Origin of the sequence: Paenibacillus sp. W4I10 (assembly GCF_030816325.1) — a bacterium.
In the GTDB taxonomy this organism is placed as follows: domain Bacteria; phylum Bacillota; class Bacilli; order Paenibacillales; family Paenibacillaceae; genus Paenibacillus; species Paenibacillus amylolyticus_B.
The window spans coordinates 6,370,382-6,392,117 of record NZ_JAUSXX010000001.1 but is presented as its reverse complement, the minus strand read 5'-3'; the positions used below and the strand labels follow the sequence as shown (position 1 = coordinate 6,392,117).

At 44.4% G+C, this 21,736-nt stretch carries 23 protein-coding genes and 1 riboswitch; of the genes, 8 read left to right on the top strand and 15 right to left on the bottom strand.

Features of this window, described 5'->3' with window-relative positions; all coding sequences use genetic code 11:
* The first annotated feature begins 174 nt into the window (after positions 1-174).
* The 3 genes from QF049_RS28730 to QF049_RS28720 all read left to right on the top strand — a co-directional run bounded on the left by QF049_RS28730 (position 175) and on the right by QF049_RS28720 (position 2,736).
* Positions 175-402 carry a hypothetical protein gene (locus QF049_RS28730; RefSeq protein ID WP_017692425.1) on the top strand — a complete coding sequence of 76 codons (228 nt, stop codon included), beginning with the start codon at positions 175-177 and terminating at the stop codon, positions 400-402.
* A gap of 347 nt (positions 403-749) precedes the next feature.
* Positions 750-1,799, top strand: coding sequence for a glycoside hydrolase family 53 protein (locus tag QF049_RS28725; protein ID WP_373428311.1), 1,050 nt, complete (start codon positions 750-752; stop codon positions 1,797-1,799).
* Between the two features lie 481 nt (positions 1,800-2,280).
* Positions 2,281-2,736 (top strand): hypothetical protein, encoded by a 456-nt coding sequence (locus tag QF049_RS28720; RefSeq protein ID WP_307542302.1) that lies wholly within the window; start codon positions 2,281-2,283, stop codon positions 2,734-2,736.
* A gap of 525 nt (positions 2,737-3,261) precedes the next feature.
* Here QF049_RS28720 and rarD read toward each other — a convergent pair.
* From rarD to QF049_RS28685, 7 genes are all read right to left on the bottom strand, one after another.
* The gene (rarD, locus tag QF049_RS28715; protein WP_307542301.1) at positions 3,262-4,146 is read right to left on the bottom strand and encodes an EamA family transporter RarD; all 885 of its coding nucleotides are present in this window, start codon (positions 4,144-4,146) and stop codon (positions 3,262-3,264) included.
* A 149-nt stretch (positions 4,147-4,295) separates the two neighbouring features.
* Positions 4,296-4,874, bottom strand: coding sequence for a hypothetical protein (locus QF049_RS28710; RefSeq protein WP_307542298.1), 579 nt, complete (start codon positions 4,872-4,874; stop codon positions 4,296-4,298).
* Positions 4,875-5,051: 177 nt separating this feature from the next.
* Positions 5,052-5,936 (bottom strand): AraC family transcriptional regulator, encoded by an 885-nt coding sequence (locus QF049_RS28705; RefSeq protein WP_307542296.1) that lies wholly within the window; start codon positions 5,934-5,936, stop codon positions 5,052-5,054.
* A gap of 126 nt (positions 5,937-6,062) precedes the next feature.
* Positions 6,063-6,584 carry a hypothetical protein gene (locus tag QF049_RS28700; protein ID WP_307542294.1) on the bottom strand — a complete coding sequence of 174 codons (522 nt, stop codon included), beginning with the start codon at positions 6,582-6,584 and terminating at the stop codon, positions 6,063-6,065.
* A 185-nt stretch (positions 6,585-6,769) separates the two neighbouring features.
* Positions 6,770-7,165, bottom strand: coding sequence for a hypothetical protein (locus QF049_RS28695; protein WP_307542292.1), 396 nt, complete (start codon positions 7,163-7,165; stop codon positions 6,770-6,772).
* 255 nt (positions 7,166-7,420) lie between these two features.
* Positions 7,421-8,062, bottom strand: a complete 642-nt coding sequence (locus tag QF049_RS28690; protein ID WP_307543466.1) for an NAD(P)-dependent oxidoreductase — start codon at positions 8,060-8,062, stop codon at positions 7,421-7,423.
* A 225-nt stretch (positions 8,063-8,287) separates the two neighbouring features.
* Positions 8,288-8,644 (bottom strand): HesB/IscA family protein, encoded by a 357-nt coding sequence (locus QF049_RS28685; RefSeq protein ID WP_062837974.1) that lies wholly within the window; start codon positions 8,642-8,644, stop codon positions 8,288-8,290.
* A 632-nt stretch (positions 8,645-9,276) separates the two neighbouring features.
* Here QF049_RS28685 and mqnE point away from each other — a divergent pair.
* On the top strand, positions 9,277-10,383 hold the full coding sequence (mqnE, locus tag QF049_RS28680; protein WP_124117482.1) for an aminofutalosine synthase MqnE: 1,107 nt from the start codon (positions 9,277-9,279) through the stop codon (positions 10,381-10,383).
* Between the two features lie 234 nt (positions 10,384-10,617).
* Positions 10,618-11,679 (top strand): NAD(P)/FAD-dependent oxidoreductase, encoded by a 1,062-nt coding sequence (locus QF049_RS28675; RefSeq protein WP_036673332.1) that lies wholly within the window; start codon positions 10,618-10,620, stop codon positions 11,677-11,679.
* Here the strand turns inward: QF049_RS28675 and QF049_RS28670 are convergent.
* The gene (locus tag QF049_RS28670; protein ID WP_105601302.1) at positions 11,676-11,930 is read right to left on the bottom strand and encodes a YuzB family protein; all 255 of its coding nucleotides are present in this window, start codon (positions 11,928-11,930) and stop codon (positions 11,676-11,678) included. The two genes, QF049_RS28675 and QF049_RS28670, sit on opposite strands and share 4 nt — an antisense overlap.
* 80 nt (positions 11,931-12,010) lie before the next feature.
* Between QF049_RS28670 and QF049_RS28665 the strand changes: the two genes are divergently transcribed.
* Positions 12,011-12,256, top strand: coding sequence for a NifU family protein (locus tag QF049_RS28665; protein ID WP_053783253.1), 246 nt, complete (start codon positions 12,011-12,013; stop codon positions 12,254-12,256).
* Positions 12,257-12,394: 138 nt separating this feature from the next.
* Here the strand turns inward: QF049_RS28665 and QF049_RS28660 are convergent, their stop codons facing one another.
* Positions 12,395-13,174 carry an SDR family oxidoreductase gene (locus tag QF049_RS28660; protein ID WP_076319815.1) on the bottom strand — a complete coding sequence of 260 codons (780 nt, stop codon included), beginning with the start codon at positions 13,172-13,174 and terminating at the stop codon, positions 12,395-12,397.
* Positions 13,175-13,386: 212 nt separating this feature from the next.
* Between QF049_RS28660 and QF049_RS28655 the strand changes: the two genes are divergently transcribed.
* The gene (locus QF049_RS28655) at positions 13,387-14,346 is read left to right on the top strand and encodes a DUF2167 domain-containing protein (RefSeq protein WP_307542288.1); all 960 of its coding nucleotides are present in this window, start codon (positions 13,387-13,389) and stop codon (positions 14,344-14,346) included.
* Positions 14,347-14,469: 123 nt separating this feature from the next.
* Here QF049_RS28655 and QF049_RS28650 read toward each other — a convergent pair whose 3' ends face one another.
* The 6 genes from QF049_RS28650 to QF049_RS28625 all read right to left on the bottom strand — a co-directional run bounded on the left by QF049_RS28650 (position 14,470) and on the right by QF049_RS28625 (position 20,183).
* Positions 14,470-15,309 (bottom strand): MetQ/NlpA family ABC transporter substrate-binding protein, encoded by an 840-nt coding sequence (locus tag QF049_RS28650; protein ID WP_091037894.1) that lies wholly within the window; start codon positions 15,307-15,309, stop codon positions 14,470-14,472.
* Between the two features lie 75 nt (positions 15,310-15,384).
* The gene (locus tag QF049_RS28645; RefSeq protein ID WP_307542286.1) at positions 15,385-16,044 is read right to left on the bottom strand and encodes a methionine ABC transporter permease; all 660 of its coding nucleotides are present in this window, start codon (positions 16,042-16,044) and stop codon (positions 15,385-15,387) included.
* Positions 16,045-17,079: a methionine ABC transporter ATP-binding protein gene (locus QF049_RS28640; RefSeq protein ID WP_307542284.1), complete on the bottom strand. Its 1,035-nt coding sequence runs from the start codon at positions 17,077-17,079 to the stop codon at positions 16,045-16,047.
* A gap of 125 nt (positions 17,080-17,204) precedes the next feature.
* Positions 17,205-17,346: riboswitch (SAM riboswitch) on the bottom strand.
* Positions 17,347-17,475: 129 nt separating this feature from the next.
* Complete coding sequence (locus QF049_RS28635; RefSeq protein WP_307542282.1) at positions 17,476-18,192, bottom strand: Cthe_2314 family HEPN domain-containing protein; 717 nt, start codon at positions 18,190-18,192, stop codon at positions 17,476-17,478.
* A 204-nt stretch (positions 18,193-18,396) separates the two neighbouring features.
* Positions 18,397-19,335: a COX15/CtaA family protein gene (locus tag QF049_RS28630; RefSeq protein ID WP_091020806.1), complete on the bottom strand. Its 939-nt coding sequence runs from the start codon at positions 19,333-19,335 to the stop codon at positions 18,397-18,399.
* A 503-nt stretch (positions 19,336-19,838) separates the two neighbouring features.
* A complete protein-coding gene (locus QF049_RS28625) occupies positions 19,839-20,183 on the bottom strand; it encodes a thioredoxin family protein (RefSeq protein ID WP_307542279.1) in 345 nt (114 codons plus the stop codon).
* A 142-nt stretch (positions 20,184-20,325) separates the two neighbouring features.
* Between QF049_RS28625 and QF049_RS28620 the strand changes: the two genes are divergently transcribed.
* Positions 20,326-21,612, top strand: coding sequence for a DUF2515 family protein (locus QF049_RS28620; protein ID WP_307542278.1), 1,287 nt, complete (start codon positions 20,326-20,328; stop codon positions 21,610-21,612).
* Positions 21,613-21,736: the final 124 nt, after the last annotated feature.

The following is a 21,736-nucleotide window of genomic DNA, read 5'->3' as shown; positions in this document are numbered from 1 at the left end:
ATCAAGCGTCAGCGCAGTGTAAACGCTACGTAAAATTTATGTAAATGATACCTCATGGCCGCAACTTTTTCCATCCCTTTACAAAGGTCAATAGACAGAGTAAAGTGAAGTACAGTGTGATTTGGTCCGGTTGCTTGTTCTCATTCCAAATATATTTGATTAAAGGAGTATATAATGAAATCCAACAAACCTAGAACGTTACAAAAAAATATAGAGTTTTTCACGGCTGCACTATCTCAATGTATGGTAAGCGCGTGGCAGGAAGATCCGGCTGGTGTCTATTGCGAGGTCGGTTGTGGCATTGTGGAGCGGATCAGTGAAGACAGTGTACGCATTCGAAACAATGACGGAACAAAGAGCCATTATGCACGAGATATCACGATGTTCCAGACTGAAAAATAATTTTGCTTAAATACGTAAAAAAGACTAGCTTTCCGAAACAAGGTGTTGTATACTCTTGCCACAAGGAAAGGAGGTGCGTCAACATTTCTAATGTCATGTTGAACGTGTCCCTTACCCGATCCACTAGCTCAAATTAAAAGAGTCTGGTGGAGGCGCGGGATACGGATCAATGTTTCAAAAAGCGCCACGGGTAGAAAAGCCGTCTTCGGACGGCTTTTTGTTTTCTCATTTTCTGTAGAGAGGTTGAGAAAACACCCAAAATATTGGAAATGGACCCTTTAGTAGAGCAAACCAGGATGGCTATAATTAGGATGCAACTCAACCTAAATCCGAGGAGGCATCTTGTAATGTTTAGAAATGTAAGGGGTTTCAAGACATCCATCATGTTGGCTTTTGTTTTGTTATTCACCTCCATCCTGTTGCCCGCAGGTCAGCATGCCAGCGCAGCACCAAGTTTCGCCAAAGGAGCCGACATCAGTTGGGTTCCCGGAATGGAAGCCCAAGGCTACAAATGGAAAGATAAAAACGGGGTACAGCGTGACATCATTGATATTTTGAAAAAAGACTATCAAATCAACTCCGTTCGCATTCGGGTATTCGTTAATCCTTCGAATGATTATGGGAACGGTTACATGAATAAGGATCGTGCGGCTGCACTCGCACAACGTGCCAAGAATGCTGGCATGAGTGTGATGCTTACCCTGCACTATAGCGATTCCTGGGCAGACCCTGGTCAACAGACCAAACCTGCTGCCTGGAAAAACTATACGTTCCAACAGCTCATGGATGCGGTATGGAACCACACTCGTGAAGTTATGACGGCGATGCAAAGCAAAGGCGTTACCCCTGACTGGGTACAGATCGGTAATGAAACAAGCAACGGCATGTTATGGGAAGATGGCAAAGCATCCACCAACATGAAAAACTATGCGTGGCTGGTGAACACAGGCCATAATGCAGTGAAGTCCCTGAGCAGCGGCACCAAAACCATTGTGCATCTGGCAGGTGGAGATGATAACGCCCTCTATGTATGGAACATTGGTGGTCTGATTAATAACGGAGCTAACTTTGACATGATTGCCATGTCCCTCTATCCTTCAGCTTCCGGCTGGAACACCGCTGTGACAAATACGGTAAACAACGCCAAGGATATGATCAACCGTTATGGCAAAGAGATCATCATCTCTGAAATTGGCATGGACAATAACCAGGCTGCAGCTGGAAAAAGTTTTGTTGCCGCGATGAAAAACCAAATCCGCAATTTGCCAAATGGCAAAGGTAAAGGTGTATTCTACTGGGAGCCTCAGGCTACACCAGGATACAACGGCGGCTACGGCAAAGGCGCATGGCAGTCTAATATGATGCCGACGGCTGTCATGGAAGGATTTATTGACTAGAACACGGAGAGGTTAGAAGATTGGATGGGAGCAGTGGTGGGCGTTCCGGTGGCGGATCGTTCTTATGATCGCTGTTATCCCCAGATTTTAATGAATTCCCTTATTAGGGGAAAATCCGGGGATAAAGGCGAACGCTCCGCTTCTTCAGAATCGATTCCGCCCCCTCCACTACGTTGCTGCTTCTGTGTGAGGCACTTCTAAAACCGTGTGTAGTCAAATGGGATTAAGTAGTAAGGTAAAACAAGGGCTGAAGGCGCTATTCCGGTGGGAGTGGCGCCTTTTTGTGATGAAGTGCATTAAGGATGCAGCGTGGTGGGCGTTCCGGGGGCGGATCAGGCACTTCTCAAGCGTGTCGCGATCAATCGAGGAGGGGTGCGCCACTCGGGCTGGAGACTGATGTTCTTTTGGCATACATATGAATATAATAAGTTTATTGAGATAACACATAGGATCAACTTCTTATTGGAGCGGGGGAAAATGGATGAGTTTTTTAAAAGGGATAGGTCAATTGGCTGGGGAAGTTACCGGAAAAGTATTGGGCGGTAGTGTGCGGGTTGTGGGTGAACTTGCAGGAAGTCCTTTTATCAAAGAAATCGGGAACGGCGTAGAGAAAGCCACGATCAATACAGGCAAAACCGTTGGACAACTGGCTAGCGGGACATATGATCTTGCCAGTGGTGCAATTCGAAAAGATGATACCGCCATAGACGCGGGGCTTGCCGATATTGGAGGTGCTGTAACCAATACTGCAAAAGGTGTAGCGATATCAGCCAAGTATGTATATAACAGCGGTAAAGATGTTGTTGTAGGCATGAAAGAGGAAGATAAGGACAGAGTCAAGCTGGGTGCCAAGAATCTTTTAGCAGCCGCTGCGGTAACAACACTCGCTGTCGGTGTCATTGATGCAGTTGATGGGGCTGAAGGTTTAGATACGTAGGATTTGGTTTAGATCACCAATAACACAACAACTGAAGAAATACAGCCTAGCAGGGCAATAAAAATATGGAGACAACTAAATGAGATTTTTTCAAGTAAAATCCGTTGTCTCTTCTGAATAAAACATGAGTAGATGAACACCGTTATCACAACGGGCAGATATAAATGAAGATCCGGACCATCCGTGCTTGGTAATAGTTTATTAATATATCCACCTAACGTCTCGTTGACCATCATGAACCCATATATACTACCGATTATTGCTGAAATAGAAAACTGAAATAGCGTCTGAACTACATCATTCTTTAAAAAGAACCAACCACGTTTACGGTACAGGTCACTAACCATAATATATCTGTCGCCTCCTCGTTTTTATATTACTCTTTTTGGTTATTACTCCTGTATTTTACCATAACGTTGATCAGCTGCCTTCTTAGTTTTTTCATTCCATCGTTTCCCCACAAACGAAAATTGCCCTGTCCACCTTATTGGCAGACAGAGCAATGATGGCGATACCAGAATACCTCTACGTTCCGTTGACCTTAGCAAGTCTCGTGGCACGCATCGATGCGGCAGCGTATACGATAAGCGCTGTCCAGATCAGCGCGAAACCAACGAGCAGAACTGGCGAGACCGTTTCCTTGAACACGAACACACTCAGGATCAGCATGATTGTCGGCCCGATATATTGCACAAAGCCGAGTGTGGACAACGACATTCGAGCAGCCGCCCTTGCAAAGAACAGCAGCGGCAGCGCCGTCACCACGCCGGCTAGAAGTAATTCGATGAACATGGGTGCAGGCAGCGTCCATGCCGTTGCTTTTCCTACTATGGCTAAGTAGATCCAGTAGCCCAGTGCGACGGGTAGAACTACAGCGGTCTCCGAAAATAAACCCACAGAAGCGTCTTGCTTAATCTTCTTCTTCGCCAGACCGTACAAGCCAAATGACACGGCCAGTGAGATCGCAACCCATGGGAAACGTCCGTAGTCGATAGCGATGATAAGCACCGCGACACCAGCAATGGCAATCGCGAGCCATTGTCCACGGTTTGGCTTTTCATGAAGGAAGACAACCGCCAGTAGCACATTCAGTAACGGGTTCAAATAATAGCCCAGACTTGTCTCAACAACATGACCATTGTTAACTGCCCAGATGAAGATAAGCCAATTAATAGCAATTAGCAGCCCACTCGCGGTAAGGGACAGCAGGGTCGAATGACTGGTCAGAATGCGCTTCATGTCACTCCAACGACGTTGGACGGCAACGAAAATCCCCATAAAGACAAATGACCAGACTACCCGGTGCGATAAAATCTCGCCTGCCGGTACATTTTCAAACAACTTCCAATACAGTGGGAGAACTCCCCACATGATATACGCAATGATCGCGTTGGTTAATCCATTATTCATAACTATATCCCCTCTTATTGCTCTGATATCTCAACGGATTATACGCCTCGATCCTCGTTTAAGTAAAGGGGGTAATAGGTCATACAGGAATCCATTCCTAGTTCAAATGACTTTTCTTTGAGCAAAATTCCCTGTTTAGCGCTACCAAACTATACTTTGCGCTTTTTCTTTTTTACTATCATAAAGAGGATAAAGATCGCCGCTAATACGAATATACCTACGATATACAAATCAATGTCTTGCTCAAACATAAACCACATTTTGTGTTCTACGTTCACTTGTTTTTTTGGTGGATATCCTTCCCCGAATAGTTCAGTTGCTTGATTAAGATTATTCATTTCGATAGTCAAACTGCACGGACTACTACTTAATTCGCCATCCACTTCGCTAAAGTATATTAAGTATTTGTTGCCTTCCTTGAAATCAAACCCCCAAGTATAGTTAGTTCCGATAATTAGTTGAGAGTCAACTTCAGTATTCCAACTCCTCTCAGCTTCCACTAAAATATATCTAATTTTCTCTTTTGTGCCCGTAAACCCCTTTTGCTTTAAGTCCACCTTTATTTGCTTTACTTCTCCATAAACAGCTCCCGTATTTCTTTCTAACTCTTCTTGGGGACTTGCCGATTCGGCACATGACAAAGCGTTAGCATGCTGTGCATTTGAGATAAAGAAAACGGTGGATATAAAAAATATTAACGCGAGTATACGAAGCTTCAGTTCTCCCACCTTCTTCTCATCATGTTAATTCGTACATCTTTATTGACCTGTTTAACAGGAAAAATGTTGCATTTTCCCTGGCAGTTAGGTGAATGAAAAAATGGAGCAACCAACTGATCGGACACAGTTGGTTGCTCCATTTGTCTTTATTAAGTTATTATTCAAGACTAATCTAAAAGAAATAAACTAAGATATTTTTCTTACAGCAAACCATAGCTCAACAAAATTCAGTCCTTCTTTAACTCCAGTAATTTCAAATTCCATTCCGTCGACCTGTTCATATCCTGTCGTAGGAAGCCATTCAGTAAAGAATCGTCTATATAAGGTTTCAATGGTTTCATCGAATTTATCCCATGTAAAGGGATCAGATGAAAAGATCGCCCACGTGTGTGCTGGTATCGTTATATTTGTGTAACCATCGGCTTTACTTGTCTCACCTTTAAATGCACACAACATGTATGGGAAAGTATCCTCCCCAGTTTTTTTGTAGCTACATACGGCATGCACTTTATGATAATTCGAATCCAAAGAGTTCGGTAGATTACCGGCAGTTGTAGCAAGTCTTTCAACCTCACCGTTTTCGTGGCTTTGTTTCCATAGTTCTGCCGGTGTTTCTGCACCATTTAATTGAAACACTTTCTCGATTCCAAATATTTCGAAAGATTCTTTTGTTTCGATACGATAGTTCATCGGCTCTTCCCCTTTAATTGAAATAAGGAAGGAAAGCCGAGGATAGGCTTTGAGGGCAATGCCTTCTTCACGAGCCATCGCTGGATTAACACCATGCAACGATTGAAAAGCTCTTGCGAATGATACCGGTGATTCATACCCATACTTTAAGGCAATATCTACAACTCTCCTATCACTATTCTGCAATTCAATTGCAGCCAGAGTTAGCCTTCTTCTTCGTATATATTCCGCAAGTGAAACGTTGGTAATGAACGAGAACATTCTCTGAAACTGATGTGAAGAACAATAAGCACACTGAGCAATTTCCTTCAATTCGATCTCACCAACTAAGTTCATTTCAATATAATCCAATGCCCGATTCATCCTCATAAGCCAATCCATGTCATCCCTCCTCTCAACAAAAGTATAGTTTCGTTAGGTTTTCGTATCGCAACTATTTGTGCGCAATTAAGTTTCGTATCCGTCGAAAGATATATGTTGAACATTTTGTCCGTTAGCTTTGACTTTTTAAGTACCGTATTTCTTTCTCCATTCTTCACTCCATTTTTGAAAACTTTTTCCCGTTACTTCTTCCAATGTTTTACCATCCAACGAATATGGTGCCCCATCCATTGCTGCATTTGGGAAGGATGTCCCTCCTATAACTTTGCCTTCGCAAAGTAATATTGAAACTTTGGATTTACTATCGTCAAACGTTCCCAGAGGATGGTTTGTTACTGTAAAGCTATATACCGATATTTCCATTCCGAAATACTGTTCGGGTTCTACTTTTTGAACCGCCCAGGTCTGTCTATATGGTATCGTTTCCGTTATCCCGTAGAGTAGTTTGTCTTTGTTTAGAGTGTATTTCTGAACTTGACCATCGTACGAAGAAATTTTATAACCTTTTGCCTTAACATATTCTGTGGCAGTCTTTTGATCACCTGTGATCGTGAGTTCATCTATACCCAACATCGTGACCTCGTTATTGCACCCAGCAATGATAAAAAAAACTAGCCCTAATACAATACGGATAGGTTTAAAATACATCAAGTTCTCCCCCCGCAACGTGAAGTAGTTTATTCATTTTTTTGACGATTAGTTTATTAAAATGGTTTCACTATTCTGCCGTTACATTAACAAAAAAGCTGCCGACCCTTTTGATCAACTGCCGAATGGTGTTCATTTCTTTAATGTTTCATGGTAGCGTCACATTAGATCTATTTTGGTTACCTTCACTTTCCTCCAACATGAAACACACCAATTACGGTTTCACCATCCTTGTCATACAGTGGAATATCCCACCCGTCTGGTGATCTGCTGTTCTGTATCGCAATAGCTTCTTCAGGTGTTTTTGGTTGCTCGCCATCCATATCTTTTTTCAGCAGATATCCTTCTGTACCATCCACACCAGTAGCCAAGATTAAATCAGGTTCGGTTTCTGGAGAAGTCGCATATGCGGCAGAACCATATGTCTGTCCATTCTTATTTTTCGGATAGAGAGAAGTGATGTGAATTTGATTCATCGCATTTTTAACGTTTGGATATTGGGATAACCCCGAACCACTCGATTCACTAATCATTAAAACCACAAAGATCAATAGTATAATTCCTTTAGAATACATCTTCACAACTGTTCACTCCCTTATACTTTTAGGCTCGCAGAACATCCGATTAAGAAAAGTAATCCTCCATATAAACATATTTACATCCCATATTTAGAATAATATAACATAGATTCAAAAGCATAGTTGGAAGTTGAACGATAATAATCTAACCTGTCTAACTTTATTGCAGAACCTCCCTCTTCGATAACATAAAAAAACGGACACCGATCTGTGAAGATCAGCGTCCGTTTGTATTTTCCATATTATCATTTAAAAGTGTTACTTCACTTCGCCAACAACGGTAAAACGCTCGTTTTTGTGTTGTGGGTTCTCAATCTCATCAACCAAAGCAATCGCATAGTCAGCATAGCTGATGTAGCTGTTGCCCTCGCTATTCACGAGAATAACATCGTTGCCTGCTTGATATTTGCCGGTGCGTACGCCTTCTGGATTAAAGAATCCAGCCGGGCTCAAGAATGTCCATTGAATACCTGAAGATGCTTGCAGATCCTGCAAGTTTTGGCCTTGGTTCGTTGCAGTTGCTTTGTATGCATCAGGGAATCCTGGGGATTCAAAGAGACGCAATGTCTTGGACTCGTCTGTGAACAGGCTTCCTGCTCCACCCACAACGATCAGACGAGTGTTTGGTGCATCTTTCAGGATGTTGATCAACGCTTGTCCTACTTCCACATGCAGGTTTTCTTTACCCGCCGGTGCACCAAATGCATTTACAACCACATCGAACGCTTTAACATCTTCAGCTGTAAGATCAAATACATCTTTCTCCAGCGTATCCAAGCTTTTATCTTCCAATTTGGATGCATTACGAACGATTGCCGTTACTTTATGCCCTCTGTCTGCCGCTTCTTTCAAAATTACACTTCCTGCTTTGCCTGTTGCACCAATGATTGCAATATTCATCATGATCTCTCCTTTAAATTATCGATATGGTTTATGTTTAAACTTTATATTGTAACTATAGTTGTTACAACTAAGTTTGTCAACCATGATACTTTCAGTACACGCAAAAAAGCCCCTGATATCATGCCCGTGCAAAACGGATACAATTCAGAGGCTATCTATTAAAGAGATTGCAAACTGCTTATTTCAAAACAGAATTGGGAAACCGCTGTACAACTCAGTTTCTTAACAATCCTTATCAGGCACACCCGCATCTTCCTTCGTACGGAAAGAAGATCCACAACCACAAGTGGCTACCGCGTTCGGATTATGGATGGTGAATCCACCCGTCATACCGGACTCTTCAAAATCAATTTCAAGTCCATTCAGATATTTCAGGTTTTCCTTCTCGACTACAACCTTCATGTTCTGAATATCCATATACAGGTCCTCATCGGACTCTTTATCATCAAAGCCCATGGCGTACGAAAATCCGGTGCAACCGCCCGGTGCTACGCCAAGACGCAGGAACATACCAGGTGTCTCTTGCTGTGCAAGCATCTCTTTCAATCTGTCAGCAGCCGTTTCGCTGATGTTAATCATGCCAGGTCACTCTCCTTTTTCATATAAAATCATGTTCAAAAAGGGCGCTTTTCAGTACCAAGAAGATGGGATGAAGATAGAAATGGAGTAGCGGAGCGTAGGCAAAACTACGTGAGCAACGGACATTTCGGCTGAATCCCATATTCGATGCTGAGATGCCGCTAGGCATCCTTCGTAATCAAAAGCGTACTTTTTGAACAACCTTTCATTAACTCTTCTTTAAATTATACTCCACCCCGTCAAGGGTCTCAAGTCATGTTTGCCTCTTTCCGCGTTCCCCCTGTACTCCTTTTTCTTCCCAGTGTATTGAACCCCCGGGACACGAGGTTTATAATGAATAGGTGGTCGCACTGAAATGTCGTTATTTTGTCATGACTTATTCAGACGATGGTCATAATTGGAGTTGTAATTTTTTTCACATTTCGAGACTGTAACACAGTCCCCAATGCATATATGAGTCAACAGACTCCATTTTTTGAAAAAATTTAGCTTTCATATGCAGCACACGCTGCACCGGGTAAATAAGAGTTAGTCCAACTAAGAAGGCGGCAGTTGACCGCATTTTTTCTATGTAGTTCTGTATGCAGATCCTACACACAACTCAAATCCGGTTAAGAACAGGAGGAAACAATATGTCTACATTGGTAACACCGTTCACAGACAAAAGAATGGCTGAAATCGTTGAGAAAGTGCAGAACGGCGTAAGGCTGAGCGTAGAAGACGGCGTATATCTGTATGAAACAGATGATCTGCTGACTTTGGGCCAGCTGGCCAATGAGGCCAACCTGCGGAAGAATGGTAAGAAAGTATATTTCATCGAGAACATGAGTCTTTACTTTACGAACGTATGCGAAGCCCACTGCGCTTTTTGTAATTTCCGCAAAGACCAGGGTGAAGAAGGCTCTTATACATTATCCGGTCAGGAAATGATCGATTATGTGGAACAGCATATTCATCCGGGCGTACGTGAGTTCCATATCGTAGGCGGACATAACAACCATGTTCCTTTTCAATATTATGTCGATTCCCTGCGTGCTTTAAACGAGAAATATCCGGATGTTACACTGAAAGCTTACACGGCAGCCGAGATTGATTTCTTCACACGGATTAGCGGACTCAGCATCAGAGAAGTTCTGCAAGAGCTGCAAAAAGCAGGTCTGAAAACATTGACTGGTGGCGGCGCTGAGATTCTGTCGGATGAATATCGCAAAAAAATGCGTGTAGACAAAGCCAACGTGGATCGTTATCTTGAGGTGCACCGTACAGCTCATGATCTCGGCATGCGTACACATACTACGATGTTGTATGGATCGATCGAATCCTATGAGGACCGCGTCAACCATATGGTGCAGATCCGTGAATTGCAAGACGAGACCAACGGATTTATGGTCTTCATCCCGCTTTCCATGCAGCCAAAAAGTAAAAACGCGAGCATTATGCGTCGTAACTCGGCTTATGAGGATCTCAAAACAATTGCGATCAGCCGTCTGATGCTGGATAACATCGATCATATCAAAGCATACTTCATTAACATCGGTCCACAGCTAGCTCAAGTTGCTCTTGGATTTGGTGCTTCGGATGCACACGGCACGATCGTTCGCGAACGGATTAGTCATGCGGCAGGTGCACTCACACCTGAAGGCCTTACACGTAAAGAGCTCATTTGGCTCATTAAAGGTGCAGGACGTATTCCGGTAGAACGTGATACGTTCTACAATGAAATTCAAGTATACGAATAGGACATAACTCCATCCACAACCAATATTGCACCAGCACCACTCCAAAACGCAGCTTTCATTATAGGGAGACGTTTGAATTCGAGTGGTGCAAACTGCTGAATAATATCTTCAATTTTCAACGTCTACTTTTTAATTATTCAAAACCAAACAAAAGGAGCAGCTATGTTATTGCATAGCTGCTCCACAGTTTACAGCCCCATTTCAGTGGGACTGATGCAGAAAGGAAGCCGAGTCATGAAAAATTTCGTCATTCTTGGAGGCGGCTATGGCGGCCTCACCATCATCAAGGAACTTCTGGAGGGTAAAATTCCATCCGATACACAAATTATTTTGGTGGACCGCAGCCCCTTTCAGGGATTAAAGACAGAATATTACGCACTCGCAGCAGGAACCGTATCTGATTATGACCTGCGTATCCAATTCCCAGTGAGCGATAAAGTCACTTACCGTTATGGAGAAGTTACTTCGATTGACCTGGAACAGCGTCAGATTGAATTTGAAGGTCAAGATCCACTCGTGTACGACAAGCTTGTTATTGGACTTGGTTGTACAGACCGTTTCCACAATACACCAGGCGCCGAAGACTACAGCTGTACCATTCAGAGCTTTAGCAAAACACGCGAGACCTACCTGCGCCTTAATGAAGTCAAAGCCTATGGTAATGTGCATATCGTAGGCGGGGGATTAAGTGGTGTCGAGATGGCAGCCGAACTTCGTGAGAGCAGACCGGATCTAAACATCAGCATTCTGGATCGTGGTGAACGTGTATTATCAGCCTTCCCGCAGCGTCTATCCGTGTATGTGCATGAATGGTTCAACGAACATCAGGTAGAGACACGCGGGCATATCGCCATTTCACGTGTTGAACCTAATGCCATCTATAACCGGGATGAACAGATTCTAACGGATGCTGTCGTGTGGACTGCAGGCATTCAGCCGGTAAAAGTGGTACAGGATCTGGACGTGACCAAAGACCCTCAAGGACGTGTCGTCCTGAATGAATACTACCAAATCCCGGAATATACCGATGTGTATGTCGTTGGTGACTGTGCCAGTGTACCATATGCACCTAGCGGTCAAGCTGCGGAAGTACAGGGTGAGCAGATCGCCCATATTCAGCATGCCCTCTGGAAAGGCGAAAAGCCCAATCCACATCCACTCAAGCTTCGTGGCACACTCGGTGCACTCGGCAAGAAGTCTGGGTTTGGGCTGATGGGCAAAACATCCATGATGGGACGTGTACCTCGTATTTTGAAAAGTGGTGTGCTCTGGATGTCCAAGCGCCATCTCGGTTAGTCGAGATCGAGATCGTCCCATGCATCGGCTTCGGCAACTTTGGCCAGAATGGCGTTATATAGGTCTTCCACTTTGTCCGTGATGACAACTTCGCCATTCACCAGTGCAAATGGAGTCATAGAACATTGGCCGCAGTTGGTGAGGCAGCCGTATTCAATCACGTCATAGTCTGGATTTTCTTCCAGTTGATCCATGACTTCATCTGTGCCAAAATGCATATTATTGGCACAAAATTCAATAATCGGTCTCATTTAAGTTCACCTGCTTTGTTTGACCATTTTAATTTGTGGCCATTTGTAATATAATATAGGAAGGAAAGGAGTTGAACAATATGAGCGAAAACGCACAAAGCACCATGTATGATGAGGTATCTGATGTGCTTGATAAACTTCGTCCGTTCCTGCAGCGCGATGGCGGTGACGTGGAACTGGTCGACGTGGAGGACGGCATCATTAAGCTGAAACTGGTCGGTGCCTGCGGCAGTTGCCCAAGCTCCACCATTACCTTAAAAGCCGGGATTGAACGTGCCCTTCTCGAAGAAGTTGAGGGTGTACAAGAAGTCGTACAAGTATTCTAATCAATCCTTCACGAAATAAACCTCAAGAGCCTTTCGCTTCGCATGAAGCGGAGGGCTCTTTTTTTGTGTGCATATGCAGAGAGTCCATGTTCACAGTCACCTTGACCCGTTTCCACGTACAATCCTTCAATTCACCTTTTAAGTATCCTCGCGCTGTATGGTTGGACGAATCGGATCAAGTCCTCCAGATACATCCATAATGTTACCCGTTATAAAATCAGAATGATCAAGGCACAGATACGTAATCACTCGTGCAATATCTTCACCGCTACCTGGTCGCCCTCTTGGCGTTTCCTCGTCGGTGATGCCTGCCATTTCATCAATCGTTTTCTCTTTGTTCGCACCACGAATGTCACCTGGACATACCATGTTAACCGTAATTCCATACGGAGCTTCTTCAACCGCGAGTGTCTTTGTAAAAGATACCAGACCCACCTTGGCAGCCGCATATACGGCGCGATGAGGCCAAGATCTCGCTTCTCCAGCATGACTGAAGCCAAAATGGATAATGCGCCCCCATTGCTTGCGTCTCATCTCTGGCAATACACGCTGATCCAGTAACATCGGTCCCAACAGATTTCCCTGCACAAGCATCTGGACCTCAGCTTCAGAATAATCCGCAAATAATCGTCGTTCACGGACAAATGGACCTGCGTTATTCACCAAAATATCAATGCTGCCCAGGTTGCCTTCCACCTGCTCAACCAATGAAGAGATATCTTCCACCTTGGATATATCAGCCTGGATGGCAATGCACCGCACACCCTTGGCTATAATCTGAGCCTTTAAAGCCTCAGCTTCTGTTCTGCTGTGTACATAGTTGAGGGCAATATGACACCCTTGATCTGCCAGACTGAGGGCCGTCATTTTACCAAGACCTTTGGCACTTCCCGTTATGAGGGCAACCTTTCCCTTCACGTTCATCCCCCTCTTCAAAGAGCAGTCACTATCCAGTATAAAAGATTTATCGTCCTCCTACAACTCGCTTATCCACAAGGGATTATCCACCTTAAATTCCAAATATATCTTGATTGAAATCAAACACCTATGGTACTGTCGAGGATATAACTCGAAAGGACTTCTACATGAATATGAAGAACAAAAGATGGATATCATTTCTTACGCTTTTAATGTTGAGTTTATTAACAGTTTCTAGTGCCATACAGGTATCAGCGGCAAGTGAGAGCGAGCAAGCGCCTGATGAGTACGATTGGATTACTGGACCAGCATCTGTCTCTCTGGACGGTAAGGCCACCCTGGAAGTCCCTGAAAGCCATTCCTATCTGGATAAGGCCAATACCCAACGCTCGATACTTAACAGTGACGGGAAGCCTAACGGGAATGAAATCGGCAGCCTAACCAGCAATAGTGAATTCGGCTCGTGGTATGTTGTGTTTGAATACGTGAAAACAGGTCATATCCATGATGACGATCAAAATTTGAGTGCCGAAGAACTGTTAAGCAGTTATATCCGAGGCACAGAAGAAGATAACAGAGAACTTGATCCTGAATACAGAACGTACATAACGGGGTGGGAAATCGAACCGGCATATGACAGTACCAAACATCAGTTAGTCTACTCCCTTGGTTTTAAGAATGCTGATCAGCAAGCCATGGTCAATTACAATGTAAAACTCCTGACACGCGAAGGGTACATCACAGCCATTCTGGTTACAGATACGGCTAACTTTCAACAGAGCCGCCAGGCATTCGAGGAAACTGTCCTTAATCGACTTAGCATCAATGCAGGATATACCTACGAGGAGTACAATGCTTCGACTGACAAAACATCCACTATAGGGCTCAACAGTCTTCTGATGGGCGGGATCGGGTATACGGCTTCCCAGAAATTCAGTGCTCTTCTTTTGCTCAAAAAAGGATGGGCCTTGATCCTGATTGTCGTCCTTGGGTTAATCGGTTGGATCAGATACAAGATCAAAAGCTCACACGGAGAAGAAGAAACACTCTCTCCCTCCGAGAGAACGTACCTGCAAGAAGCAGATGAGCAGCAGTATGCTGATCAGAATGAATTATCATACTACCGCCAATCCGGGCATCCATCCAACGCGGAGAAACAAGATAAGCCCTAACCCTTCCCTTATTAATCCCCACGTCAGCACAGATTAAGAAACATAAAATAAGCCGTATATCTCTTCAGAAGAGATATACGGCTTATTCTTAATAGCTTCACATCATATCATACATATCGTGAATTATTCAGTTGCAGGTTCAACTGCACCTTTATAACGTTCTTTGATGAATGCTTTTACTTCTTCGGAGTGCAAGGCAGCAGCCAGTTTCTGAATTGCATCTGCATCCTTGTTATCCTCACGGGAAACGAGGATGTTCGCGTATGGGTTACCTTGCAGATCTTCGATCAACAAAGCATCATTCGCTGGATTCAGGTTTGCTTCAAGCGCATAGTTAGCGTTGATGAATACCAGATCCGCTTCATCCAATTGACGAGGCATCATAGCTGCATCCAGCTCGATGATATCCAGGTTCTTCGGATTGGCTGTGATATCTTGAATCGTAGATGTAATATTTGTGTTGTCTTTCAGCGTAATGATACCTTCCTTCGCGAGCAACAACAGAGCACGTCCCCCATTGGATGGGTCATTTGGAATTGCTACTTTTGCGCCGTCAGCCAATTCATCCAAAGACTTAATCTTTTTGGAGTATCCACCAAAAGGTTCAACATGAACAGGTGTTACAGAAACGAGGTTGAATCCACGTTCTTTATTCTCTGTGTCCAGATAAGGTTGGTGCTGGAAGAAGTTTGCATCCAATTTTTTATCAGCAAGTTGCTGGTTGGGTTGTACATAGTCATTGAACGTAACGACTTGCAAACGAATACCTTGTGCTTCCAGTTCAGGCTTGATGCTTTCCAGAATCTCTGCATGTGGTGTAGGTGAAGCTCCAACTTTCAATTCAACCGTACGTGGTGCACCTGCTGAATTATCTGCGCCGCTATCAGCGTCCTTATTGTTTCCGCAAGCTGCGAGAACCGCAATTAACATAAGACTAAGTAGAGCAAAAGACCATTTTTTCATGTGTAAAACCCCTTCTCTAATCATTTTTTTCATGTGGCGTCCGCATGAATGCATATCCATCATGTTATCTATGTGTTATTTCCTGGTGAAAAATGTAACCAAGCGATCTCCAGCCATCTGGAGAATTTGCACGAGAATAATCATCGACACCACGGATATAATCATGATTTCATTTTGATAACGGAAATATCCGTAGTTAATAGCCAGTGTTCCCAGACCTCCACCACCAACCATGCCCGCCATCGCCGTATAGGAGACTAGCGTAACGATGGTGATCGTTATCCCAGCGAGCAGGCCAGGCAGTGCCTCAGGCAACAACACCCGTCTTACAATCTGTCCGGTCGATGCACCCATCGACTGTGCTGCTTCAATTACCCCCCGGTCAACTTCTCGCAACGTTGTCTCCACCAATCGAGCAAAATAAGGAGCTGCTGAAATAACCAAAGGAGGTATGACGCCAAGAACCCCCGTAGCTGTACCGACAAGTATACGAGTGAATGGAATAAGAGCAACAATCAATATGATAAATGGGACCGAGCGCAAAATATTAACAATCAGGGATAGTATAGTGTAGACTGTCCGTGACTTCATTGAAGCAGATCGGGCTGTCATGAACAGCAGAACTCCGAGCGGTAAACCCAAGATAACGGTGAACAGGCCTGATACACCCAAAATCTGCAGTGTCTCTATGGAAGCTTTACCAACCTCTTCCCAACGAACTGTTGAAAAATCCATCTAACGAAGCACCTCCACATCAAGTCCCTCAGCGGTCAATTCGGATATCGTCCGATCAATCGCATTGGAATCACCTTCGAACCGAACGGTCAGTTGTCCATACGGAACCTGTTTGATCGTAGAGATCGTTCCTTGCAGGATGGCAAAATCCACACCCGTCTTACGAACCGTTCTGGACAAAATCGCTTCATATGTTTTGTTCCCCAGAAAGGATATCTTCACAAGTTTCGAAGCAACACCTGCCTGCAATTCAATGCCTGCATTCGCCAGAGCGGTCTCTTCCAGAGCCAGTCCAGCTTCATGGTCACGCATCATGAAGTCTCGTGTAATCGCATGCTGCGGCTTCAGGAACACCTCGGTTACAGGTCCCTGTTCCACAATACCACCTTGATGAATGACAGCCACCTTGTCACAGATGTTCTGGATGACATGCATCTCATGTGTAATCAGCACAATGGTAAGGTTGTACTTTTCGTTAATGTCGAGCAATAACTTCAGAATTGAATTTGTCGTCTGTGGATCAAGTGCTGAAGTAGCCTCATCACAAAGAAGTACATTCGGATCACTCGCAAGTGCTCTCGCAATCCCCACACGTTGTTTCTGTCCACCTGATAATTGAGCTGGATATTTGTTGCTATGGTTCTCCAGACCAACGAGATTGAGCATTTCCTTCACTTTGCGATCAATGGCATCCTTGGGTGTATTCACAAGCTTTAGTGGAAAAGCCACATTATCATATACCGTTGCCGAAGATAACAGATTAAAGTGTTGAAAAATCATCCCGATCTTGCGTCTCTGTTGCTGCAGTTCGGTTTTGCTCAGTTCAGTCAGGTTGATCCCATCAACCCATACTTCACCCTCCGTAGGCCGTTCCAGCAAATTAATGCAGCGAATCAATGTACTTTTGCCCGCTCCAGAATGGCCAATCACGCCGTAGATTTCGCCCTTTTGGATGCTCAAATTCAGCTCGGATAACGCTGTTGTAGATTTTGCCCCTTTGCCGTACATTTTCGTTAAACCTTTTAATTCAATCAATCGCACTTGCCCCTTTCCAACCACCTACATGTATCTTTACCCGATCTAAAGGAAAACTCCCCTTAAAGTACAAAAAAAAGCCCTTTGCAGATACAAAGAGGGCTCTTCACGTGAAAGAATATACCTTCTCATCTGCCAAAATCGTGTCTTGCACCATTTTGTAGGAATTAGCACCTAACATCTATAACGAATGATACATGTATCATGTCGTTACAAATCGGTTGCCGGGCTTCATCGGGCCTGTCCCTCCGCCGCTCTCGATAAGAAATATGTTGTTGTAGGATTTTATAAGTTCATGTAGTTTATGCTTTATAATGTGAACGTAACTTCCGAAATATCAATTATATCCGCGTAACATTCGATTGAAATTCAGTATATTCCAAGTATTCCGATTTGTCAAAGGGAATTATTTCTTTTCCATATTCTGTTGATATAACGATAAGAGGCTGTTAATGTTTCACAGACCATATCCACGCCCTGACGCATTTCCTGCACATGCTGATTCAGATCCTCCAACTTTACTTTACCTTGCAAGGTCTGATGTAACTGCCACAGGTCATCGTGCATTTCTGAGTTCATGTAGTGAATTTCCATATTACGTCGTTTGCGCAGCTTGCTCATCGGCTCACGATAAGAGTCCTTGATCTGTATTAATTGCAACGCAAGATCATGATGCTCCCTCGCATAATCGAACTGCCTTAACACTGTAAAATAAGAAAAATGCGCTTTGGTATTTGAAGTATTCAACTGGAATATTTCATTTAATACCGTGCCCACCTTATCCAGGATGGCAAAGCAGCGGATAAAGCCATCTTTGTAGAAATACACATACCGTGCATACTCGGCTTTTTCAGTCGCCGTCATATCTTCCGTTGAGCCTGCAACGACCTTATTGCGAAAATGAGCAGCAGCGAAACAGCTTTGCTCCAGTTCATCCAGTGAGGAGATGAGTCCCTGAGTCCACACATACAGTTTCCGATAGTCATGCGTGGGATCATGGTCCACATGCATTTGTCGTTGAAATAACTCAAGCGTATGCGCCATTGCGTCCATCGCTGCCTTCAATTTACCTTCGTTTATACGTGGCTTTTCCCCCAACAACGTTCGCAGCATATCTAACCTCCTCTTTTCCAAATCAACAAGAATTCATCACCGTAAACGTAACACATCATCCATTCCGTGTAATTGCTGCTTGCCATAGGTTGCCCTGATCCCCCTGACATCAAACAAAGTCCACCTGTCCAATGATGTACATCAATGGATGGTGGACTTTCATATTTAGCCCAAGTACCTTTGGATAAAGAATGGATCTATATCTTAGAAACGATTAGCCGGGCGATGCAGCTTGTACACCAGGAAACTCATATACGTTAAAACTCCGAATAATATGGCGATATCCAGCATATGAGCGAGAGCTACAAACATGTATACTTCCGGACGGTTCATTGTCACCATCATGAAAATACCAATGACTACTTGCATCAGGATGAGAACAACGGATACCACGCCAAGGGTACGCATTTCCTTGTTGTCCGGATGATTACGGTAAGCGAAATGACCCAGAATTGCAATAACAATGACGAGCGACGCTGCTGCTGCACGGTGAGCAAAAGCAACCGCTACCCCACCCGAAAGCTCAGGAATAATCTGCCCGTTACAGAGCGGAAATCCGGAACATCCGCCGGCAGAATCCGTGTGGCTCACAAATGCACCCGTGTATACCACGAGATATGTGTATATGGTGGAGAACCAGACCAAATTCCTGAATTTTTTGCTAACCCGAGGGTATTTATTCAGGCGCTCCAATCCGCCATCTTTGGCCTCCTGCCTTATGCCCAGCGCCATCATTAGGGAACTGGCAAAAGCAATCAGTGCAAAGCCGAAATGAAGTGCCATGACTGCTGAAGATTGGGAGAAGACAACGGCAAAAGCCCCCATGATTCCCTGGACGATAACAAATACCAGAGTTAAGAAAGAAAACAATTGCAGGTCACGGCGTGACTTGCCGAACTGCAGAAAAGCAACAAACGAGGCAATGGACAACAATCCAGCCAGTGCGCTTACAGCGCGATGGGAATATTCAATAAGTGAAGCCACGGTATGTGCCGGAACGAGTTTTCCGTTACATAAAGGCCATTCTGTTCCGCAGCCAAGGCCTGATTCCGTTTTGGTTACGATGCCTCCACCAAAAGTGGCCAGAAACATGACAAGACAGGTTAATACGGTTAACCATTTAAACAAAGTTAAGTGTTTCAATTTTTTCTCACCCGCTGTTGGTTTAAGATGGCGAAGAATATTCTCCGCTTGTTTCGGTACTTTGACACTTATTTCACAACTAAATTCATTATACCGGATAAAATGTTCATTGACGTCGCGCTTTGTGACAAAATGTTAACGTCTGGTGAATTAATGACCCACAGGTCATTGGAGTTATGTAATTGAGGGATATGCCAGTTGAATTGGGTCTTAAACAGAATCCTGAACACACAAACGCCATTTCCCTATTTCAAGAGAAATGGCGTTTCATCTAGTATACCCTTTAACAACATGAACCTGTCATACATTTATATAAGTTCAATGAAACATTTACACAATAACGGAGAGGACAGAAATAGCCTGAAGAAGCGAAGCGTTCGCCTTTATCCCCGGATTTCCCCCTAATAAAAGGGATCAAAGAAATCTGGGGATAACAGCGATCAAAAGGTTATTCTGTCATCGGAGTGTCTGTGTGAATATTCATCATTTGAACTTGTATAACATCATTTATGGATCGTGTTGTACACCTCAACTGAGCGATCCAGGAACTGCTCAATCTCTTCTCTTGACTTGCGAAGCTTGTTCACATACCGTATGAGTTCGCGGCCATCTGAATACGCCACAAAGCTTGGAATGCCAAGAATATTCTGCTCTTCACTAACAGTTCCAACCTGATCCACGTCGACCTCAATCAAAGTCAGTTCACGTGCATATTTCTCTTCAACCTCAGGCATAAACGGATCGATGTATTTGCAGTCGCCACACCAGTCTGCCTTGAATACGGCAATCGTCAAACGTGGGGATTGGATAGCTACATCAAAAGCCGGTTTGGAAGTAATCTGTTCCATTCGGTTCATCTCCCTTTCTGTACCTTGTCTTACCCTAAGTGAAGCAAATTGGCGAGTGGAAGTCAAATAATCAGCGCATACTTAGAATAAACCACATGGTCTGTGAATTTAAACCCAGAACATCATGAAAGGATGTCACATCATGACTTCCACCAGAACCGATTCTTCCAGCGAACAGCATCACGGATCCCTTCTGCAGATTGTCCGTTCCATTCCGGGTGCTGCCCGTGAAATCTGGCGTGGCAAACAAGCGGCATGGCAAGCTTCAGCACAGCTTCGTCACCCATTGCGTGACATTGAGTGGGATACCGATACGGCAGCTGCCTTACAGTCTGAGGTGGAGCGTTTGTTACCTGCCAGCGGCAAATCTTTTGCACGCACGGACCAGGTTCAAAGCGCACTCGTCTGCGAAGAAGATTGCATCATTCTGGAAGAGATTAAGACACTGACCCAGGAGCATAATCGGAGTAATATCACCCGCACGGCAGCCTATCTGGAATGTTATGAGCAATATCCCGAACTGCATTGGGCACTGCTGGCCCATATGGTCTCTCGCAACGGCGGATATCACATGACAGATCTTCAAAGTGACTTAATGCATAATCTACAGAATCAAAGCGCTCGCGAGCATATGTATCGGCTGCTGGAGCGATGCAATGCACTCATTTTCCAAGATGCATATCCCCAGCTTTTGCTGTATATGAACAGTCGCCGGATCGGACGAAGCTGTTTCCATCTCTTATCGCACTTTCACGTATCGGCGTTTATGACGCCGTTTTGGGAACGCTTTTGGCTGGAACGGTGCAGTTCACTGCTTAGTGTGGCATTAATTATTAATGAGCAGAACTATATCGAGAGCCGGGTGGTGCAGCACCCTTATTTTCAAAAAGAAGTACTTTCCAAACCCGCATTCCATCTGCATAATCTGGCCGGTCTGAATCATATCGTCTTTCCTCTTGGACGGGGAGCAGGACTCGCAGGACGCGTCATTGAACATTTTGGCAAGTTGGATGAGCGAATTATGTTTGGCAAAGGCCTATATGCCTTGTTGTTTGGCGTGGAGCAAGTACACACACAAGTGTTGGAGTTCGCACGTTTGGTTCCCCATCGTGGCTCGCGCGCTGAATATTGGCCTGGCCTGTTTACCAATCATGAAGACGAGGCGGATGAACATACATTATACGCTCAGGCGTTACTGGATGAGGAATGGCTTCCAGAAGGGCAGCGATTATATAGTCCGGAGCTGCTCTCCGTATGGGGGGACACCCCTTATGAACCGATCACCAGACAGGACTGGCTTCAGACTCGGGATAGTCTCGGTTATCTGACGGCACCCCGCCGCCCATGGCTGTTTGAGATGAGTCACGAACACCGGTATGGCATGCTGAAAACAGCACTGGCTCATGATGCTAAAGCAATCACGCACTAATGCTAAAGATCATATAGAGCAGTCAAAGACGGATGATGTGGATACCCCGATATACCGCTAATCCTTGCTTACGGGGCTAATCTCGAGCTCATTCAATCAGCTCGCTTTATCTATACAAAAAGCC

What these genes read in the sequence shown, in the direction of transcription:
- QF049_RS28650 (WP_091037894.1), bottom strand. Translation starts at nt 15,309, where the DNA reads ATGAAAAAATGGTCTTTTGCTCTACTTAGTCTTATGTTAATTGCGGTT.
- QF049_RS28635 (WP_307542282.1), bottom strand. Translation starts at nt 18,192, where the DNA reads ATGCTGCGAACGTTGTTGGGGGAAAAGCCACGTATAAACGAAGGTAAA.
- QF049_RS28645 (WP_307542286.1), bottom strand. Translation starts at nt 16,044, where the DNA reads ATGGATTTTTCAACAGTTCGTTGGGAAGAGGTTGGTAAAGCTTCCATA.
- QF049_RS28725 (WP_373428311.1), top strand. Translation starts at nt 750, where the DNA reads ATGTTTAGAAATGTAAGGGGTTTCAAGACATCCATCATGTTGGCTTTT.
- QF049_RS28655 (WP_307542288.1), top strand. Translation starts at nt 13,387, where the DNA reads ATGTTGAGTTTATTAACAGTTTCTAGTGCCATACAGGTATCAGCGGCA.
- QF049_RS28700 (WP_307542294.1), bottom strand. Translation starts at nt 6,584, where the DNA reads ATGTATTTTAAACCTATCCGTATTGTATTAGGGCTAGTTTTTTTTATC.
- rarD (WP_307542301.1), bottom strand. Translation starts at nt 4,146, where the DNA reads ATGAATAATGGATTAACCAACGCGATCATTGCGTATATCATGTGGGGA.
- QF049_RS28730 (WP_017692425.1), top strand. Translation starts at nt 175, where the DNA reads ATGAAATCCAACAAACCTAGAACGTTACAAAAAAATATAGAGTTTTTC.
- QF049_RS28675 (WP_036673332.1), top strand. Translation starts at nt 10,618, where the DNA reads ATGAAAAATTTCGTCATTCTTGGAGGCGGCTATGGCGGCCTCACCATC.
- QF049_RS28665 (WP_053783253.1), top strand. Translation starts at nt 12,011, where the DNA reads ATGAGCGAAAACGCACAAAGCACCATGTATGATGAGGTATCTGATGTG.
- QF049_RS28690 (WP_307543466.1), bottom strand. Translation starts at nt 8,062, where the DNA reads ATGAATATTGCAATCATTGGTGCAACAGGCAAAGCAGGAAGTGTAATT.
- QF049_RS28670 (WP_105601302.1), bottom strand. Translation starts at nt 11,930, where the DNA reads ATGAGACCGATTATTGAATTTTGTGCCAATAATATGCATTTTGGCACA.
- mqnE (WP_124117482.1), top strand. Translation starts at nt 9,277, where the DNA reads ATGTCTACATTGGTAACACCGTTCACAGACAAAAGAATGGCTGAAATC.
- QF049_RS28620 (WP_307542278.1), top strand. Translation starts at nt 20,326, where the DNA reads ATGACTTCCACCAGAACCGATTCTTCCAGCGAACAGCATCACGGATCC.
- QF049_RS28705 (WP_307542296.1), bottom strand. Translation starts at nt 5,936, where the DNA reads ATGGATTGGCTTATGAGGATGAATCGGGCATTGGATTATATTGAAATG.
- QF049_RS28685 (WP_062837974.1), bottom strand. Translation starts at nt 8,644, where the DNA reads ATGATTAACATCAGCGAAACGGCTGCTGACAGATTGAAAGAGATGCTT.
- QF049_RS28720 (WP_307542302.1), top strand. Translation starts at nt 2,281, where the DNA reads ATGAGTTTTTTAAAAGGGATAGGTCAATTGGCTGGGGAAGTTACCGGA.
- QF049_RS28625 (WP_307542279.1), bottom strand. Translation starts at nt 20,183, where the DNA reads ATGGAACAGATTACTTCCAAACCGGCTTTTGATGTAGCTATCCAATCC.